General features: G+C 36.2%; 16 protein-coding genes. 12 read left to right on the forward strand and 4 right to left on the reverse strand.

Features of this window, described 5'->3' with window-relative positions; genetic code table 11:
• Nucleotides 1-6: 6 nt before the first annotated feature.
• Complete coding sequence (locus AC6CHJ_RS03055) at nt 7-465, forward strand: NUDIX hydrolase (RefSeq protein WP_498287256.1); 459 nt, start codon at nt 7-9, stop codon at nt 463-465.
• 269 nt (nt 466-734) lie between these two features.
• Here AC6CHJ_RS03055 and AC6CHJ_RS03060 read toward each other — a convergent pair whose 3' ends face one another.
• Entirely contained in the window at nt 735-2315 is a 1581-nt protein-coding gene (locus tag AC6CHJ_RS03060) for a two-component system sensor histidine kinase NtrB (RefSeq protein WP_392994871.1), read from the reverse strand.
• A 111-nt stretch (nt 2316-2426) separates the two neighbouring features.
• Here AC6CHJ_RS03060 and AC6CHJ_RS03065 point away from each other — a divergent pair, with 111 nt between their 5' ends.
• The 5 genes from AC6CHJ_RS03065 to AC6CHJ_RS03085 all read left to right on the forward strand — a co-directional run bounded on the left by AC6CHJ_RS03065 (nt 2427) and on the right by AC6CHJ_RS03085 (nt 9369).
• Nucleotides 2427-3482 (forward strand): M42 family metallopeptidase, encoded by a 1056-nt coding sequence (locus AC6CHJ_RS03065; protein ID WP_147194454.1) that lies wholly within the window; start codon nt 2427-2429, stop codon nt 3480-3482.
• Nucleotides 3483-3498: 16 nt separating this feature from the next.
• The gene (locus AC6CHJ_RS03070) at nt 3499-4980 is read left to right on the forward strand and encodes a UDP-N-acetylmuramoyl-L-alanyl-D-glutamate--2,6-diaminopimelate ligase (RefSeq protein ID WP_147194451.1); all 1482 of its coding nucleotides are present in this window, start codon (nt 3499-3501) and stop codon (nt 4978-4980) included.
• Between the two features lie 268 nt (nt 4981-5248).
• Nucleotides 5249-6823 carry a peptide chain release factor 3 gene (locus tag AC6CHJ_RS03075; RefSeq protein WP_147194448.1) on the forward strand — a complete coding sequence of 525 codons (1575 nt, stop codon included), beginning with the start codon at nt 5249-5251 and terminating at the stop codon, nt 6821-6823.
• Between the two features lie 258 nt (nt 6824-7081).
• Nucleotides 7082-7855, forward strand: coding sequence for a TerC family protein (locus tag AC6CHJ_RS03080; protein WP_147194445.1), 774 nt, complete (start codon nt 7082-7084; stop codon nt 7853-7855).
• A 164-nt stretch (nt 7856-8019) separates the two neighbouring features.
• On the forward strand, nt 8020-9369 hold the full coding sequence (locus tag AC6CHJ_RS03085; protein ID WP_147194443.1) for a TrkH family potassium uptake protein: 1350 nt from the start codon (nt 8020-8022) through the stop codon (nt 9367-9369).
• Nucleotides 9370-9443: 74 nt separating this feature from the next.
• On the opposite strand, the gene AC6CHJ_RS03090 is transcribed toward AC6CHJ_RS03085, so the two are convergent.
• A complete protein-coding gene (locus tag AC6CHJ_RS03090; RefSeq protein WP_147194440.1) occupies nt 9444-11204 on the reverse strand; it encodes a B12-binding domain-containing radical SAM protein in 1761 nt (586 codons plus the stop codon).
• Nucleotides 11205-11502: 298 nt separating this feature from the next.
• Between AC6CHJ_RS03090 and AC6CHJ_RS03095 the strand changes: the two genes are divergently transcribed.
• Nucleotides 11503-12978, forward strand: coding sequence for a PAS domain-containing sensor histidine kinase (locus AC6CHJ_RS03095; RefSeq protein WP_498287259.1), 1476 nt, complete (start codon nt 11503-11505; stop codon nt 12976-12978).
• A 78-nt stretch (nt 12979-13056) separates the two neighbouring features.
• Nucleotides 13057-13506 (forward strand): MarR family winged helix-turn-helix transcriptional regulator, encoded by a 450-nt coding sequence (locus AC6CHJ_RS03100; RefSeq protein ID WP_147194433.1) that lies wholly within the window; start codon nt 13057-13059, stop codon nt 13504-13506.
• A gap of 228 nt (nt 13507-13734) precedes the next feature.
• On the opposite strand, the gene AC6CHJ_RS03105 is transcribed toward AC6CHJ_RS03100, so the two are convergent.
• Entirely contained in the window at nt 13735-13926 is a 192-nt protein-coding gene (locus AC6CHJ_RS03105) for a YkvS family protein (protein ID WP_066784945.1), read from the reverse strand.
• Nucleotides 13927-14042: 116 nt separating this feature from the next.
• On the opposite strand from AC6CHJ_RS03105, the gene ykzS reads away from it, so the two are divergent.
• The 4 genes from ykzS (at nt 14043) to AC6CHJ_RS03125 (ending at nt 16719) form a co-directional block, all read left to right on the forward strand.
• Nucleotides 14043-14231: a protein YkzS gene (ykzS, locus tag AC6CHJ_RS03110; protein WP_066784949.1), complete on the forward strand. Its 189-nt coding sequence runs from the start codon at nt 14043-14045 to the stop codon at nt 14229-14231.
• A gap of 75 nt (nt 14232-14306) precedes the next feature.
• Nucleotides 14307-14498 (forward strand): aspartyl-phosphate phosphatase Spo0E family protein, encoded by a 192-nt coding sequence (locus AC6CHJ_RS03115; protein WP_147194427.1) that lies wholly within the window; start codon nt 14307-14309, stop codon nt 14496-14498.
• Between the two features lie 311 nt (nt 14499-14809).
• Complete coding sequence (locus tag AC6CHJ_RS03120; protein ID WP_498287261.1) at nt 14810-15679, forward strand: NAD(P)-dependent oxidoreductase; 870 nt, start codon at nt 14810-14812, stop codon at nt 15677-15679.
• A 134-nt stretch (nt 15680-15813) separates the two neighbouring features.
• Nucleotides 15814-16719, forward strand: a complete 906-nt coding sequence (locus AC6CHJ_RS03125) for a chemotaxis protein (protein WP_147194421.1) — start codon at nt 15814-15816, stop codon at nt 16717-16719.
• 26 nt (nt 16720-16745) lie between these two features.
• Here AC6CHJ_RS03125 and AC6CHJ_RS03130 read toward each other — a convergent pair whose 3' ends face one another.
• The gene (locus tag AC6CHJ_RS03130; RefSeq protein WP_147194418.1) at nt 16746-17219 is read right to left on the reverse strand and encodes a YkyB family protein; all 474 of its coding nucleotides are present in this window, start codon (nt 17217-17219) and stop codon (nt 16746-16748) included.
• Nucleotides 17220-17649: the final 430 nt, after the last annotated feature.

Below are 17649 nucleotides of genomic sequence, written 5' to 3' on the forward strand. Positions count from 1 at the left end.
GTTGATATGGGATATATTAAGGAATTAAGAAATATAGTGGGCAGTCGACCTTTAATTATGGTAGGTGCATGTGTAATTCTTATTAATAACAAAAATGAGCTATTGTTGCAACTTCGCAAGGATAATCATTGTTGGGGGTTATCCGGTGGTTCTATGGAGATAGGGGAAACATTAGAACAAGTTGCCAAAAGAGAGTTATTTGAAGAAACAGGATTAACTGCAAACAATTTAATACTATTAGAGGTTTTTTCTGGCCAAGATCTTTACTATCAATATCCTCATGGTGATGAGGTATATAATGTAGTAGCAGCTTATATATGTAAAGATTATAAAGGAATCATAAAGGCAGAAGAAAACGAGGTTGCGGACTTAAAATTCTTTCATATAAATAGTATCCCTTCTAACATAAGCCCACCAGATTTGCCGATAATCCGTGAATATATTCGGAGCCAAATGCAAGAATAGGCTCAACCCTTTTAGATCAAGTAATTATTATAAAAAGAGGCAATAGCTATTCTGTTTTTGGATAGAAATTGCCTCTTTTCATATGTTTAAATTAGCTATGTTGTTGAGCAGAATGGTACAGCCTGTCTTGAACAGTGGCAACGTCTTCCATAAAAAAAGCGAGTATGAGAACGATTTCACATTCCATACTCGCAGTTGTCTAAAAGGGAGACTTTTCAGTCCTCGTATCAAAATTTTATCTAAATACAAAATAGCTTTATTGTAACTTCTTACGATTCAGACAGCATTTCTAGGAAAATGGATATTTCAGTTCCTTCTCCAACCCTGCTGTTGATTTCTATCCAACCTTTATGCTCTTGAATAATTTTTTCAGAGATCATCATACCAAGCCCTGTCCCAGCATCTTTTGTTGTATAAAATGGCTCGAAAATATGTTGAATGACTTCCTCAGACATTCCCTGCCCGTTATCTGCCACTCGAATCGCACAATAACCTTCTTCTGCTTCTTTAATCGAAATCGTAATGGTGCCATCAGTTTCAATCGCTTCGATTGCGTTTTTTATCAAATTAATTAAGACCTGTTTGATTTGATTAGAGTCACCTCTTAATACAATATTGTTATCCGGAATATCCTCTAGTAGACAAATATTTTTCATTTGTAACTCTGGTTTGAACAATAATAAGATATCAGATACCACATGTTTAACATCAAAATCTCTCACTTGTTTTGAATGAGGTTTCGACAGAACTAAGAACTCGCTAATGATTAAATTTATACGGTCAATCTCTGCGTTAATTAGATTTGTATAGTAGGTGTAAGGCGAATTTTGCTCATTATTCATCATTTGAACAAAACCAGAAATCACCGTTAAAGGATTACGAATTTCATGAGCGACCCCAGCAGCAATTTCACCTGCAACTTTTAACTTTTCTGACTGGATTCGCATTTGTTCGGCTTCTTTTTTATAGGATATATCTCTAGTAATGACAGATGTGGCAATAACCTTGCCTTCATCGTCAAGTATTGGTGAAAGTGTTACTTGAGCATCAAAGTAAGTACCGTCTTTTTTCATATCCTTTGTCTCGAATAAATGGAAGCTTTCTCCATTTAACAAATGGCGTAAACGCTCATTTGCATACGCTAAATTTTCTGGTGGAACAAGCGGAATCTCGTTTCCAATACATTCTTCTTTACGCCATCCATACAATTTTTCAAAAGCAGGGTTTACTGCTACTACACGTCCTTCCAAATCAAAAACGGCAATACTATCTTTCGCATTTTCAAAAAATAGGTGCAGGTAGCCTTCTTTTGACAATAATTCTTGCTGTTTCTCTTCAGCTACTTGTTCAACCTTTTTCCATCTATAATTCAAATAGTTGCTTTGAATAATTCCAATTACCGCTAAGAATATAAAAATTAAAAAGAATATCGTCATATCTGTTGAATTATAGAATTTAGAAAAGGGCTCATAATGAAATTTTAATAGAAAATAAAATTCAATCAATGAGATAGACATCATAGCAAAATTCAGCCAAAAAGAATGATAGATAGCTAAGATAAAAAGTAATAATATAAAGAGGACCAAATGATGTGTATAATTAAAGTATAGATTAATCAGTACAACAAATGAATTGAGTCCTATTGCCAACAGAATACAAATCAGTCGTTCATCAATCTTAAAATAGGTTAATATACCAATACAGATACAAAATAGAATAGACGAAAGCGTTAAGAGTTGGCCATCATCTATTAATCCAAGTAAATTAATCAATGTATGAAAAATGGTCGCCGCTACTAAAATTAACAGTACGAAGCGATTCTTTTTTCTTAATATGGTAGAGTGCTTCATTAAGACACCTCGGAAGTACTAAATATTTTCATACTTCCATCATACATGATTTTACGTTGTCGTAAAATGTCCTATTTTGATATGATGAGAGAACAAGTAGGGGGAATTGCATTGAAAAATAGATTTAACGAAGAAGAAACAGTTGAATTGCTAGAAAGATTAGTGAATATTGCAAGTCCATCAGGCTATACAACAAAAATTATGAATTTTATTAGTGAATATTTGGAAGATAATAATGTTCCATTCATCAAAACAAATAAGGGTGCTGTCATTGCTACACTTGAAGGCAAGAATACGCAACGCCATCGCTTGCTGACAGCTCATGTTGATACATTGGGCGCTATGGTAAAAGAAATCAAATCAAACGGTCGCCTGGCACTGACGATGGTGGGCGGTTTCAGATGGAATGCTGTAGAGGGTGAGTCCTGTACCATCCATACGGCTTCCGGCAAAAAAATCCGAGGTACCATTCTCATGCACGAAACATCTGTTCACGTATACAAGAAAGCAGGCGAGCTACCCCGCAATGAGGAACATATCGAAGTTCGAGTTGATGAAAAGGTGTTTAATGAAAAGGACAGCCGATCAATCGGTATAGAAGTAGGCGACTTTGTTTCTTTTGATGCCCGTTATGAAGCAACTGAAACAGGTTTCATTAAATCTAGACATCTGGATGATAAAGCAAGTGCAGCTATACTGCTTCAATTCGTGAAAACAATCGTGGCTGAAAAGATCGAATTGCCGTATACAACGCATTTTTATATTTCAAACAACGAGGAAATTGGATATGGCGGCAATGCAAGCATACCTTCTGAGGTTGTCGAATATATAGCTGTAGATATGGGAGCGATTGGTGACGGCCAATCATCTGATGAATATACTGTTTCCGTTTGTGCGAAGGATTCAAGCGGTCCTTATCACTATGAGCTGACACAGCATTTAGTCAAGCTCGCAAAAGAAAGCAACATAGATTACAAACTAGATATTTATCCTTACTATGGTTCAGATGCTTCTGCCGCCATTCGCGCTGGTTTTGATATACGGCATGCATTATTTGGTGCAGGGATTGAGTCATCTCACGCGTATGAACGGACACATATTGATTCAATTAAGAATACAGCTCAACTTGTATCTGCGTATGTGGCGTCAACCATGTGTGACGAGTAATAGGAGGAAATAAAGAATGCAAGCAACACAGTTATTACAATGTTTACCGAGTAAAAAAGTCATTGGAACATTGCCAGATCAAATAAAAAACATTGCGATTGATTCTCGTGGTGTAGAACCCAAAAGTATATTTATATGCATTAAAGGTTATACAGTCGATGGGCACGACTTTGCCCAGAATGCGGTTGACCAAGGTGCTACTATTATCGTTACTGAAAAGCAACTTGATTTGTCAGGAGATGTAACGCAAGTCATCGTTAGCGATACAAATCGAGCGCTTGGCCTTTTGTCAGCACGGTTTTTTGACTATCCATCAACAGACTTGATAATGTTCGGAGTGACGGGAACAAACGGCAAAACAAGTGTCGCTACAATGATCGAAAATATTTTATTGGGGCTTGGCGTTCGTTCTGCATTAAAAGGAACTATTGGCTTTAATTTGAACGGAATTTTATACGAATCAGGCAACACAACAAGTGATGCATTATCTACACAACAAATGATATTCCGCGCCAAAGCGGAGAGCTGTGAAACAATGGTAATGGAAGTTTCCTCTCACGGTCTTGTTTTAGGCCGTGTTGCGGGCGTAGACTTTGATGTTGCTATTTTTACAAACCTAACACATGACCATCTTGACTTCCATGGATCGATGGAGGAATACGGAAATGCAAAAGGTTTGTTATTCTCTCAGCTTGGCCAAGATCTTGAGAAAGATAAACATGCTGTATTAAATGCAGATGATAAGTGGTCTGAAAAATATGCGGGTCTTACCCCATATCCAATATGGACTTATGGTCTGCACAATGAAGACGCATTGTTTAGAGCCATTAACTGTGAGTATCATGACCATCACACCTATTTTGACATGGTAACGCCAGAAGGAACATTTAGCGTTGAATTGCAATTGCTTGGCGAATTTAATATTTATAATGCTTTAGCTGCTACAGCCGCATTATATTGCAAAGGATATAAAGTACAAGAAATTATTGAACAGCTAGAACAATTAAAACCTGTAAAAGGCCGTATGGAACAAGTATCGCCAAAGAATTTCCCTATACAAATCTTCGTTGATTATGCTCATACACCTGATGCAATTGAAAAAGCTATTACTGCTGCAATGCCATATAAGAAAAATAAGCTCATTTTTCTAATAGGCACAGGCGGCAACCGTGACCAATTAAAACGTCCGGATATGGCTAAAAAAGCCTCTGCAGCTGATTATGTTATATTAACGACAGATGATCCGCGTTATGAAGAATATGGCAGCATTCTAAGTGGTTTAGAAAAAGGGATGCAGCATGATCAATATCGTTGTATCGGTGATCGTGCAGAAGCTGTACGCCATGCAATCGAAGTGGCTGAACCCGGCGATGTTATTTTGTTTGCAGGGAAAGGTCATGAGGATTATCAAATCATTGGCAATGAAAAATACCCACACAGCGATGCAGAGATTGCTCTAGCAGCTGCAAGGGAAAAATTCAACTTACCTAATCGATAATTAAAATTACATCATTTAAGAAAAGTGAGGGTATGAATACCCTCACTTTTTTTGATATAATTGCAAGGTTAAGTTTTAATTAAAAAACGGCGAAGTTATAATTCTACAAGAAAATGGGATAACTGATTGTGAAGGTATTCCAAATCTTTCATTAAAATTAAAATATAAAAATTCACTTAGTGAAAAATATTAAAGGATGAATCCGATGTAGACTAACTATAGATCCCAGGCAAAAATCACTATTTAAAGAAATAAAGGAGATTACAATATGAGTGCTAAGCTTGAACAAGATATATTAGCCCGTCGTACGTTCGCCATTATCTCTCACCCGGATGCTGGTAAAACAACGATGACCGAAAAATTATTATACTTTGGTGGTGCTATTCGTGATGCGGGTACTGTCAAAGCGAAGAAATCTGGCAAATTTGCGACATCTGACTGGATGGAGATTGAAAAACAACGGGGGATTTCTGTTACTTCCTCTGTTATGCAATTTGACTATAATGATTGCCGTGTAAACATTTTGGATACACCTGGACACCAAGACTTCTCAGAAGATACGTACCGTACGTTAATGGCTGTTGACAGTGCTGTCATGATTATTGATGCAGCGAAAGGGATTGAAGCCCAAACGTTGAAGTTATTTAAGGTATGCCGTATGCGAGGTATTCCGATCTTTACATTCATCAATAAATTAGACCGTCAAGGTAAAGAGCCTTTAGAATTAATGGAAGAACTAGAAGAAGTATTGGGCATTGAATCGTATGCGATGAACTGGCCAATCGGTATGGGGAAAGAATTCCTTGGCATTTATGACCGTTACAATAGCCGAATTGAACAATTCCGTACAGAAGAAGATGAACGCTTTTTACCGTTAGATGAAAACGGCGAGCTTGCTGTTGACCATGAGATGAAAAAAACATCCTACTATACGCAAGCAATGGATGATATTATGCTGTTGAATGAAGCGGGAAATAGCTTTTCAAAAGAGCGTATCAAAAGAGGGGAATTAACACCAGTATTCTTTGGTTCTGCTTTAACAAATTTTGGTGTTCAAACATTTTTAGAAACATATTTAGAATTCGCACCTACGCCTCAGCCTCGTTTGACAGAAGAGGAAACAATTGTAGAGCCGTTGGATCAAGAATTCTCAGGTTTTATCTTTAAAATTCAAGCAAATATGAACCCAGCGCATAGGGACCGTATTGCGTTTGTCCGGATTGTATCAGGTATGTTTGAACGCGGTATGAACATCACTTTATCTCGTACGAAAAAATCCTTTAAAGTGACACAATCTACTCAATTTTTGGCTGATGACCGCGAGACTGTTGATGTAGCGGTAGCAGGCGATATTATTGGTCTCTATGATACCGGAACATATCAAATCGGTGATACGATTGTCGGCGGAAAGAAAACATTCCAATTCGAAAAGCTTCCGCAGTTTACACCTGAACTGTTTGTTCGTGTAACAGCTAAAAACGTTATGAAGTCTAAGCATTTCCATAAAGGTATTGAGCAGTTGGTGCAAGAAGGGGCCATCCAATACTATAAAACTCTACACACAGAAGATGTGATCTTGGGTGCTGTTGGGCAGCTTCAATTTGAAGTTTTCGAAAACCGTATGAAAAATGAATACAATGTAGATGTTCATATGGAGCCAATTGGCAGTAAAATTGCCCGTTGGATTGAAAACGAAGAAGATGTCAAAGAATCAATGTCCGGCCCGCGCAGCATGCTAGTGCATGACCGTTTTAACAACTACGTATTCTTATTCGAAAATGAATTTGCTATGCGTTGGTTTAATGATAAAAATCCGGATATTCGCTTATATAGCTTATTGTAATTCAAATGTTTTCATCTACAAAAATGCATTTACATTTTGAATACTTTTTGCTATACTGAGTTAACAAACTGTATAACTTCTTTTGACACATGTCAAAGGGGAGTAGCTATAGGGAAACCTACCTCATAATCGTCATTACATGGCAGCAACGCCATCGGTTATGAGAAGCATCCAAAAATGACGAATGCTAAGCGAGACCTTTGCCTTTTATAGGCAGAGGTCTTTTTATTTTCAAATTTAAGGGAGGAAATAACTTTTATGGAAACGATTTTACTAGAGTACGGATGGGTACTATTAATATTAATAGTATTAGAAGGTCTGCTTGCGGCAGATAATGCGGTGGTCATGGCTGTAATGGTGAAACATCTACCGCCACTTCAACAAAAAAAGGCGCTCTTTTATGGTTTGATTGGTGCGTTTGTATTGCGCTTTGCAGCACTTTTTTTAATCACTTTTTTAGTAAAGTGGTGGTGGATACAAGCAATAGGTGCAATCTATCTTCTATTTGTTTCAGGAAAGCATCTGTATGATATGAAAAAGCATCAAACAGGTTCTTCAGATTCTGTTAAACAAAAGAAAGCTTCAGGATTTTGGGCAACAGTAGTGAAAGTAGAAATGGCAGATTTAGCGTTTGCGATAGATTCAATGTTGGCAGCTGTTGCACTTGCTGTTACCTTGCCTCACATGGGAGATTTTTCTATCGGAGGCATTAATGCAGGACAATTTGCGGTCATGTTCTTAGGTGGGATTATCGGTTTGATTATTATGAGATTCGCTGCACAATGGTTTGTTTCGTTATTACAGAAATATCCTTCATTTGAAACAGCAGCATTTATGATTGTAGGCTGGGTTGGTGTAAAACTAGGCGTGATGACTCTTGCACATCCACAGGTTGGTATTTTAGACGAGGATTTCCCACATTCAATTGCTTGGAAAGTGATATTTTGGGTTGTTCTTCTTCTTATCCTTGCGGGTGGTTATATATTGAGTGTAAGTCATAAAACAAAATCCTTAAATGAACCAGAAAAATAAAGATAGGAAATCCTATTCCCTGTAGTAGGGAATGGGATTTTTTTTTGCTTAAAAAGGGAAAGATAGCAAAGAGTAAATCTTTTCCCTAATACCCTTCCTTTTTCGTTCATTATTCAATACAATAGTGTGTATGTATCTTGGTTAACAATGAAAGGACCGAAATAATGGCTTCAGCAAAAGGTTTTAAAAAGCGGTTAACGCCGTTCCAAGCAATCGTGACTTACTATTTTATAGCGATCGCTATTTCATTCATCTTATTAATTTTACCTGGTGTGCATAAGGAAAATGTCCATGTATCTTTGCTAGACAGTTTATTTACTGCTGTGAGTGCTGTTAGCGTTACTGGGCTGACTGTAAATAATATTTCTGAAACATACTCTGTTTTTGGGGTTATTATGTTGTCGGTTATTATGCAGCTCGGCGCAATTGGTATTATGTCATTAGGTACCTTTACTTGGCTTATTTTTGGAAAGAAGATTGGGCTGCGTGAAAGGCAATTAATCATGGTGGATCATAATCAATATAATTTATCAGGTGTTGTCCATTTGATTAAAGAAATCATCAAGCTTCTTCTAATGATTGAATTAATAGGCACTGCGATTTTAACACTATATTTCACTCAGTATTTTGATACATTTTTAGAAGCGCTCTATAATGGGTTCTTTGCAGCTATATCAGCGACTACAAATGGAGGATTTGATATTACAGGTAATTCTATGTATCTATTCCGACATGATTATTTTGTTCAAGTTATTAATATGATTATGATCGCGCTTGGTGCTATTGGTTTTCCGGTGTTAATTGAAGTGAAGGCCTTTTTGTCAAATAAGACGCCAAACTTTAAGTTTTCACTTTTCACAAAAATCACCACGTCTACCTACGCTATTTTATTCATAGTGGGGACAGCAGTTATCCTGTTACTTGAGGCATTCAATGCATTTAAAGGGATGAGCTGGCATCAAGCATTCTTTACAGCTATGTTTCATTCAGTCTCTGCACGTTCAGCAGGATTAACGACTATTGATGTAACGCAGTTCCATCAAGCGACAGATATCTTTTTAAGCCTATTAATGTTTATTGGTGCGTCTCCAAGTTCTGTTGGTGGAGGTATTCGTACAACCACTTTAGCGATTGCTATTTTATTTTTAATCAACTTTGCACGAAATAAGCAGGATATTCAAATTTTTCATCGTGAAATCCATGTCCTGGATGTTTTTCGATCCTATGTGGTGATTATTTTGTCTACATGCTTAGTAGTATTAGCAACAATGATCTTATCATTAACTGAATCGCATGCATCGTTGATTGAAATTCTCTTTGAAATCACATCAGCGTTCGGTACATGTGGTATGTCATTAGGGTTAACTGAGCACCTTTCTAGCATTGGGAAAGTTGTTATGATTTTCTTAATGTTTATAGGCAGGGTAGGAATGATTTCATTCCTTTACTCTCTTGGCGGAAAAGCGAAACAGACGAAATATCATTATCCGAAGGAACGGGTTATTATTGGATAGTTTGTAAATGGATAAATTAAGCTTGAGTATTTTAAAAAGGGCTCCTTAGAGGAGCCCTTTTTTTGCATACATGATTAACTGTAAGCCATTTGTTCTTCACGGATAAAAGCAAAGTACGGAGCTCCATCTTTGCGGAAATAGGTCATTAGATAACCATTGCACTCTTTGACCTCATTATTATTATTCAGTAAATCTAAATCGATATAGAAAGGCAGAAGCAGTGTATGCTTATACAGTTCTTTTTCTCCTACATTGAATTGGGCAAATGCACTGCCGGCCATTTCAGGGTGTAAGCGTATTTCTTTCAGTATATCTTTTGATTTAATTTCAGGTAGCTGATTTTTCCACCAAGGTTTACGAGGCTGGAAACGCTGTGCTTTTAAATAGTCTAGCTGCAGCAAACTTACAATGATATTCATATTTACGTTTCCGCGCTGTTCTAGAAATGCTATCAAGCGTAAGAATAAATCTTCAAGCTGGTGGCCTATACGTGACCAGCCTTGATTGTCCCAATAGGTTCCGAATTCTTGGAAGAAATCAAATGGTGTTTCAAAGACGCTACTGACCAAATAATCTATCGTATAATCAATTCGGTGATCATTCCAATATTTCTCTAATATATCCTCGGTTTGTTTAATCCGAAGCATATCATCAAAGCTTAGCACATTATTTGCGACAATTTCATATGGAGCTACATCCACATAATCGTAGCCGTATTGTTTCGCTTGCAGGCGCAGTCCAGTGCCACGCAGTAACTTTAAGAAACCTAGCTGTAATTCTTCTGGGCGTAGAGCAAATACGTCATTAAATGTTTGGCGGAAGCTGTGATAATCTTCTTCTGGAAGTCCTGCTATTAAATCTAAATGTTGATCAATTTTGCCTCCTTCTTTTACCATTGTCACTGTACGAGTTAATTTGGAGAAGTTTTGTCTTCGCTTCACTAGGTCATTGGTTAAGTCATTTGTCGATTGTACGCCAATTTCAAAGCGGAACAAACCCTTGGGTGCATTGTCATTCAAAAATTGAATAACTTCTGGACGCATGATATCTGCTGTAATTTCAAATTGGAATACGACACCTTCTTGATGTTCATCTATTAAAAACTGGAACATTTCCATTGCATAGCTTCTGCTAATGTTGAAAGTACGATCGACAAACTTTATCGTCCGGACGCCGTTATTCATCAAATATCGTATATCTTCTTTTATTTTTTCGCGGTTAAAGTAGCGAACACCAACTTCTATAGAAGAAAGGCAAAATTGGCAGTTAAAAGGACAGCCACGACTTGTCTCAATATAGGCTATTCGCTTTGATAGATGGGGAAGATCTTCTTCAAAACGATAAGGGCTAGGCATGTCACGCAAATCAACTTTTTGTGCCGCTTGATGTATTTCAACCTTATCCTCTTTTAAATAAGCGATGCCTGGCACTTCAGAAAGAGGAATTTGTCCATGGTAATAATGAAGTAGTTGTTTAAAAGAATGCTCACCTTCGCCCATAATAATGCAGTCAACATCTTCTTTTAAACGCTTGAGCCAAACATGGACATCATAACTTACTTCTGGGCCTCCTAGGACAATTTTCGTATGAGGGCTGACTTTCTTCACCATTTGTATTACTTTGATTGTTTCTTCAATATTCCAGATATAACAACTGAATCCGAGGATATCTGGAGATTTTCGATAGAGATCAGATACGATATTAAAAGTAGGGTCTTTAATCGTATACTCTGCAAGAACTGGGTTGAAGTCAGGCTGGGCATAAGCTTTTAAATATCTGATAGCGAGATTAGTGTGGATATATTTGGCATTTAGTGTTGCAAGAACAATATTCATAGGGAATCTCCTTTTAGCTAATTTGTCGAGTGGAAATATCTTGTATATTTAACAGAGTTGTTTTAAGATAAAGATACTAGCGTAATTATACAAAAAAATTTAAAGTAAAAAGTCCTATTTATAGAATTTGATTTATATGAAATAATCTGAATATTAATAATTTAATTTCGAACGGAGGTAATTTAGGACATTAAAACTCCTATTTAGTAGAGTTTCATCTTATTTAGTGCTAATTTGATGTCATAATTTATTGGCGAAATTCATAGAATGATAAAAAGAAGGGATTGGTGATTAGTTAATGCCGCAACGATTTTTCAGTAATTTTGATTTTACATTTCAAGAATGTGAAGAACCAATTATAATTGTTGACCACAGATTCCATATTTTATTTGCTAATGAATTGGCCAAAGAACACTTACAAGTAGAAGAAGATATTGATATAAAAAATTGGCTAAGCGAAGATTCCTACGATGTATGGAAGAAGATTGTTGAAAATACTAAAACTCGTTCGTATACAACTGAGAAGATGTCTATTAACACCTTAAACTCTAAAATAGAGGATATGAAAGTAACGAGCTGCTATTCAGATGTATACGATTGGATTTTACTATGCTTCCACTACTCGGAGGTTACTAGTAAAGTTGATAAGCATCTCGCCGTTGAGAAAAAGTTCCGACGTGTTTTTGACCAATCTGAGAGTGGTCTTCTCTTAACTGATGCTGATAAGCGAATTGTTGAGATGAATGAAATGGCCGCCAAATTATTAAATGTTTCCCTGCATAGTATCATTGGACAAGATATCTCTATTTTGTGGAAGTTATTCCCTAATGAAGGGTATGATATCCATAAATTCTTCTGTTCTTTAAAAGAAACGGGCAAGGGAGAATTAACCGTTCAAGTGCCAATGAAAGAGGGCACGCGCTATATACAGTTATTGAGCAATTATGACAGCCAGGATGATATTCATTTAACAATTATTCGCGATGAAACGGAAAGAATTATGATGATGAATCGGCTGGAACACCAGCAAACACTTCAAATGGTCGGTGAGATGGCAGCAAGTATCGCACATGAAATTAAAAACCCTATGACAACATTAAAGGGTTTTACAGATTTAATGAAAATGACAGCCACAGGTGAAAATAAGCGTTATTTATCTGTTTTGGACAGAGAAATCGAGCGTATCGAAAATATTGTAAATGAATTCTTAGATTTATCCAAGCCAGGTGGCTATGAGATGAATATTTTCTCATTTAGCGAGTTAATGGAAGAGACGATTGAGCTGATGCAGCCCCAATCAATTATGCAGCATGTAGAGATAGAATATGAGAAAAACCTTTATCAAGAAGATTTAATTTTAGGGAATAGCCACAAACTGAAGCAGGTGCTAATCAATTTATTAAAGAATGCTTTTGAGGTTATGCCTTCAGGTGGCAAGATTGTCATTCGACAACAAATCAAGTATTACGATAAAGTGACCATCTCGATTGAAGATAGTGGTACAGGTATGTCTGAAAACGATTTGGAAAATATCTTTACTCCCTTCTACACTACTAAATCAGAAGGTACTGGATTAGGCCTTGCTTTTGTGGCGAAAACTGTTGAAGAACATAATGGTAAAATCACAGCCACAAGCAAAGTAGGAGAGGGCACGATATTCAGTATTGATTTTCCACTTGTAATCCAAAAACAAAGAGAGATGGTGGCAGAAAAAAGCTTGGAAATAGACTTCGCTGATCTTACAGAACAGAGCGATTGCTTTTATTCTGTATAACATCACCCTTTTGACAAAGTATTAACCACAGCGGTATAATATCTTAAAATCAAGATTTATTATAAGGGATGAACAAGAATGGCAACACAAGATGAAATAAAGCAGTCATTGAAACTCTTTATTGTACTTTCGAGGGCAACAAAAGCTATAAATGAGTGCACAAACCAATTCTTCCAGGAGAATGGATTAAATCCTACAGAATTCGCTGTGTTGGAATTACTTTACCATAAAGGAAGACAGCCCCTCCAAAAAATAGGAAATAAGATTTTACTGGCTAGCGGGTCAATCACTTATGTTGTTGATAAATTAGAAAAAAGAGGTTACTTAACGCGCGTATCATGTCCATCTGATCGGCGCATAACATATGCTGAAATTACACCCCTAGGTACTGAGTTTATGGACGAGCTGTTTCCTAAGCATGAACAACAATTGCATGAAATTACAAGTGTATTGACTGGGGAAGAAAAAGACCTAGCTATTGATTTATTAAAAAAACTAGGGCTCTCAATTAAAGATTTGTCTTATTAAGATCAAAAGAGTGGTGTGATGTAAGACACATACATCGCTCTTTTTGTCATAATAATAGAGGGCATTACAGTATAAAGAGGATCTAGGGAAAATGCTAAACGTAAAAAGACAAACAGACAATAGAAGTATTTATAGGTTGTTTAATAAAAAATGCCGCTCTTATAGAGCAGCACAAAATGTTTGGTATTCGTAGAGACAACATGGTTGAAGAATATGTAATGCGTTATATTAATTGTTATTAGCAGCTGCTAATATTTTATAGCGTTTATGGTTAACAACAGTTTTTTCTTCAATCTCAAGTGAATTGAAATTCTCCATATACGTTAGATTCACGATCACAGAATTCTCATTCACTTTCTCGACAATTCCCTGTAGTCCATTTCCGAATTCAATGACATTCCCAATTTCAGCTATTTTCATAAGTACCAGCCCCTTTAACTTTAGTTACTTTACAGTTTGCCTTAAAATAGTTATTTCGTAAAGTGAAAACCATTTTATGTAGATTTTTGATATTATACGTAAAGGGAGTTGCGAATATGAACGATTACATACAAAAGTTAGACGATTTAAAAAATGGAAACATTCAAGAATTAAAAGTAGATAAACATGAATTTTATCAACTGAGAGAAGAATTAATTAAAAGAGAAGACTTTAAGCATTTTCAAGGGATCGCCAAACAAGGTGGAGATATAATCTATGTTTACTTGAAAGAACCGCGAAGTTAAAATAGAATTTCATAAGACAAGCTACATCTGCAATAGGATAAGAAAAACAATACTTTACTGAGAGGAGGATGGTGGATGTCTGAGTCCATTTTAAAAAAATTAGAAAATACACGTGAAAAAATGATTCAATCAGGTATCGAGAAGGGATTTTCTAATATTGAAACCATCCGCTTAAGTAAAAAGTTAGATCATTTACTAAACACTTATCAGCAAGAACAAGAGCATGAACAAGATTATCCTAAGGATGAAGATTTAGTGAAATTTTAAAGGATAACTCCTATTAGGAGTTATCTTTTTTTGTAGATTTATTTACTTCCAGCAAATGAAAGACACAATAAGCCTTGGTAATACTTTTGGCTATCTACTTACACTATATAAAAAAATTTACACAAGGTGGTTTAGAATTTGTTGTAGCGTGGAATAATAATAAAGAACACAGCAACAATCTCATTTCCCCCTTTCTTTAGCAGGTACTTTACGTATCTGCTCTTTTTTTGTACTAAGAAAGTTCTTGTATAATAAAGAGGAATGAAAATTCTGATATAATGAACACAACAATAAAAAGGGGGAGTCATAATATGAAAAAATGGACCATTGGCTTTATTGGAACTGGTGTAATGGGATCAAGTATCGCCATGCATTTATTAAAAGCAGGACACACAGTACATATTTATACGCGAACAAAAGCAAAAGCGGAAGCTTTAATCGAACTAGGGGCAAGCTGGTTTGAAAGTCCAGGCGAAGCAGCGGAAAATACCGAAATTGTTTTCACGATGGTAGGCTATCCGCAGGATGTGGAAGAAGTTTATTTTGGAGAAAACGGTATTTTTAAAATGAGCAAAGAGGGAACAAGATTAGTTGATATGACTACATCTCAGCCAACCCTAGCTAAAAAAATTGCTAAACATGCTGAGACTATAGGGATGGAAGCATTGGATGCTCCTGTTTCAGGTGGAGACATTGGCGCGAAAAATGGGACACTTTCCATCATGGTAGGCGGCAAAAAGGATGTATTTGAAGAAGTACTACCTGTATTTGAATTATTTGGTGAACATATTATTTATCAAGGAGAGGCTGGAGCGGGACAGCATACAAAAATGTGCAACCAAATTGCCATTGCGAGCAATATGATTGGTGTATGTGAAGCAATCGTTTATGGCAAGAAAGCAGGGCTCGACATTAATACAGTACTTCAATCCATATCCACCGGAGCAGCTGGATCATGGTCTTTAAGCAATTTAGCTCCACGTATTGTTAAGGGAGACCTAGAACCAGGATTTTATATTAAACACTTCATCAAGGATATGGGCATTGCCTTAAAAGAAGCAGAAATGATGGAACTCCAATTGCCGGGTCTATCTCTTGCAAAAGGAATGTACGAGGAGTTATCGCAAAAGGGATATGATGATTTAGGTACTCAAGCATTAGTTGATTATTATAAAAGTTAGTTACTTTTGAGCTACGTGGTTTGATGTTAATGCAAAAATTGACTACTTATTGTCAATAATTCTTCTATATGCAAATGATGTAATATGATACAATTGGGGTAATTATGGGAGAATTGTAGGAGGTATTAGCTCAGATGAATGAAAATAAAGGTATTTTGCTTGAGAGCGGTACAAATGAGCTTGAAATAGTTGAGTTCCAAATGGGGACAAACAAATTCGGTATTAATGTTATTAAAGTAAAAGAGATAATTCAACCTATACCTGTTACTTTTATTCCGCATGCACACCCACATGTAGAAGGCATTATCCAATTGCGCGGTGAGGTTTTGCCGGTTGTTGATATGAAAAAGGTTTTGGGATTGTCCAATACGCCTTATAGCGAACAGCATAAGTATATTGTAGCTGAGTTTAATAGACAACGAGTTGTCTTTCATGTAGATAATGTAACGCAAATCCACCGTATCTCATGGGATCTTATAGAAAAGCCGTCAGATATGTATCAAGGGGGAAATTCACAAGTCATCGGTGTCATCAAGCAAAATGATGTAATGCTATTATTGCTTGATTTTGAAAAGATTATGGTAGATATCAATCCTGACTCCGGTATTAATGTGTCTTCCATTAAAAAGTTAGGACAACGAAGCCGCTCTGAAAAGAAAATCGTGATTGCAGAAGATTCACCACTTTTACGTAAACTCCTGCACGATACGATGGAAGAGGCTGGCTATGCGAATGTCGAATTTTTTGAGAATGGAAAAGATGCATTAGAATATTTGTTAAGCATTGCGGAAAAAACAGATGATATTAGCGAATATGTCCAATTGATGGTAACAGATATTGAAATGCCGCAAATGGATGGGCATCATTTAACAAAACAGGTGAAATCTCATCCTGTATTAAGCAAATTGCCTGTCATCATTTTTTCAAGCCTTATAACAGATGATTTGAGACATAAAGGAGAAAAAGTGGGAGCTGAAGACCAAATCAGCAAGCCAGAAATAGCTGATTTAATTTTAAAAATCGATCAATATGTATTATAAAAACCGGAGAGAATTCTCCGGTTTTTTTAATGGCCATAAAAATAGCTGTTCATTTGGTAAAGTCCTTTTTTTCTGTTCTCCTCGTAAATGCTTCGAGGAGTTCTTTTTTTTCGTTTAGGGATAGAAGATGGAGAAGCTTCCGGCTCAAGGAAGTTAGTCAATATTTGTTTTGCCTTGCTTAGACTCATACTACGTCTAGGGTTTCGATAATTCTCATCTAAGTGACCTAAATGAGGCAATTCCTTGAAGTCTTCTTTCTTCGGCAATGAGTGGAAATAGTAATCAGAACATTGAATGACCACAGCGGACTGCTGTTGGCTAAACCGTGGTCTTTTGACGAATTGAAGTCCTATTTTTTTTGCGCATCCCATCTTAATCATCTTATCGAGGGCTAATCGCTTTAATGTATAAAGAGTTTTATTATCAGGGGCAGTTTTTGCATGTTTATTAACTATATAAATCGCTGTAGCTATATCTCCATTGTGGGGGCGATTGCTCATCGTATTCCTACCTTTCTGCTAAAAAAATAATTTCAATATAAAGGAATAGTATGGAAACAAAAGAAAAAACACTTCTCATACAAGATAATAGAATGATTTGGCGCATATTACACGGGTGCAAGATAGCCCCGAGCGGAAATATAACTGCCTCCAAAACCTTAAAACAACATGATGAGGTCTTACTTTTTCTATTATAATACCAATCAATTATATCTGTATATACAGAAGAATATACTTTCTAATTATCTCTTTTATCCCAAATAAGCATGCTATAAACCTCTTAACAAAAAACAGAGTGAAAATAATAAATGAAGGAAGCGAAATGGGACTAAACGCATAGTAGGGATTATTAATTATTTTTTGAATGCGACTTTTTATGGAAAATAGGTAAAAAGGGTTCATTAAATTCAAAAAATTTTTGTTTTTAATC

This window comes from Rummeliibacillus sp. GQ308 (assembly GCF_059759115.1).

Excerpts from the sequence above, each read along its gene's own strand:
- AC6CHJ_RS03055 (WP_498287256.1), top strand. The coding sequence starts at position 7 with ATGGGATATATTAAGGAATTAAGAAATATAGTGGGCAGTCGACCTTTA.
- AC6CHJ_RS03060 (WP_392994871.1), bottom strand. The coding sequence starts at position 2,315 with ATGAAGCACTCTACCATATTAAGAAAAAAGAATCGCTTCGTACTGTTA.
- AC6CHJ_RS03070 (WP_147194451.1), top strand. The coding sequence starts at position 3,499 with ATGCAAGCAACACAGTTATTACAATGTTTACCGAGTAAAAAAGTCATT.
- AC6CHJ_RS03075 (WP_147194448.1), top strand. The coding sequence starts at position 5,249 with ATGAGTGCTAAGCTTGAACAAGATATATTAGCCCGTCGTACGTTCGCC.
- AC6CHJ_RS03080 (WP_147194445.1), top strand. The coding sequence starts at position 7,082 with ATGGAAACGATTTTACTAGAGTACGGATGGGTACTATTAATATTAATA.
- AC6CHJ_RS03085 (WP_147194443.1), top strand. The coding sequence starts at position 8,020 with ATGGCTTCAGCAAAAGGTTTTAAAAAGCGGTTAACGCCGTTCCAAGCA.
- AC6CHJ_RS03090 (WP_147194440.1), bottom strand. The coding sequence starts at position 11,204 with ATGAATATTGTTCTTGCAACACTAAATGCCAAATATATCCACACTAAT.
- AC6CHJ_RS03095 (WP_498287259.1), top strand. The coding sequence starts at position 11,503 with ATGCCGCAACGATTTTTCAGTAATTTTGATTTTACATTTCAAGAATGT.
- AC6CHJ_RS03100 (WP_147194433.1), top strand. The coding sequence starts at position 13,057 with ATGGCAACACAAGATGAAATAAAGCAGTCATTGAAACTCTTTATTGTA.
- AC6CHJ_RS03105 (WP_066784945.1), bottom strand. The coding sequence starts at position 13,926 with ATGAAAATAGCTGAAATTGGGAATGTCATTGAATTCGGAAATGGACTA.
- ykzS (WP_066784949.1), top strand. The coding sequence starts at position 14,043 with ATGAACGATTACATACAAAAGTTAGACGATTTAAAAAATGGAAACATT.
- AC6CHJ_RS03115 (WP_147194427.1), top strand. The coding sequence starts at position 14,307 with ATGTCTGAGTCCATTTTAAAAAAATTAGAAAATACACGTGAAAAAATG.
- AC6CHJ_RS03120 (WP_498287261.1), top strand. The coding sequence starts at position 14,810 with ATGAAAAAATGGACCATTGGCTTTATTGGAACTGGTGTAATGGGATCA.
- AC6CHJ_RS03125 (WP_147194421.1), top strand. The coding sequence starts at position 15,814 with ATGAATGAAAATAAAGGTATTTTGCTTGAGAGCGGTACAAATGAGCTT.
- AC6CHJ_RS03130 (WP_147194418.1), bottom strand. The coding sequence starts at position 17,219 with ATGAGCAATCGCCCCCACAATGGAGATATAGCTACAGCGATTTATATA.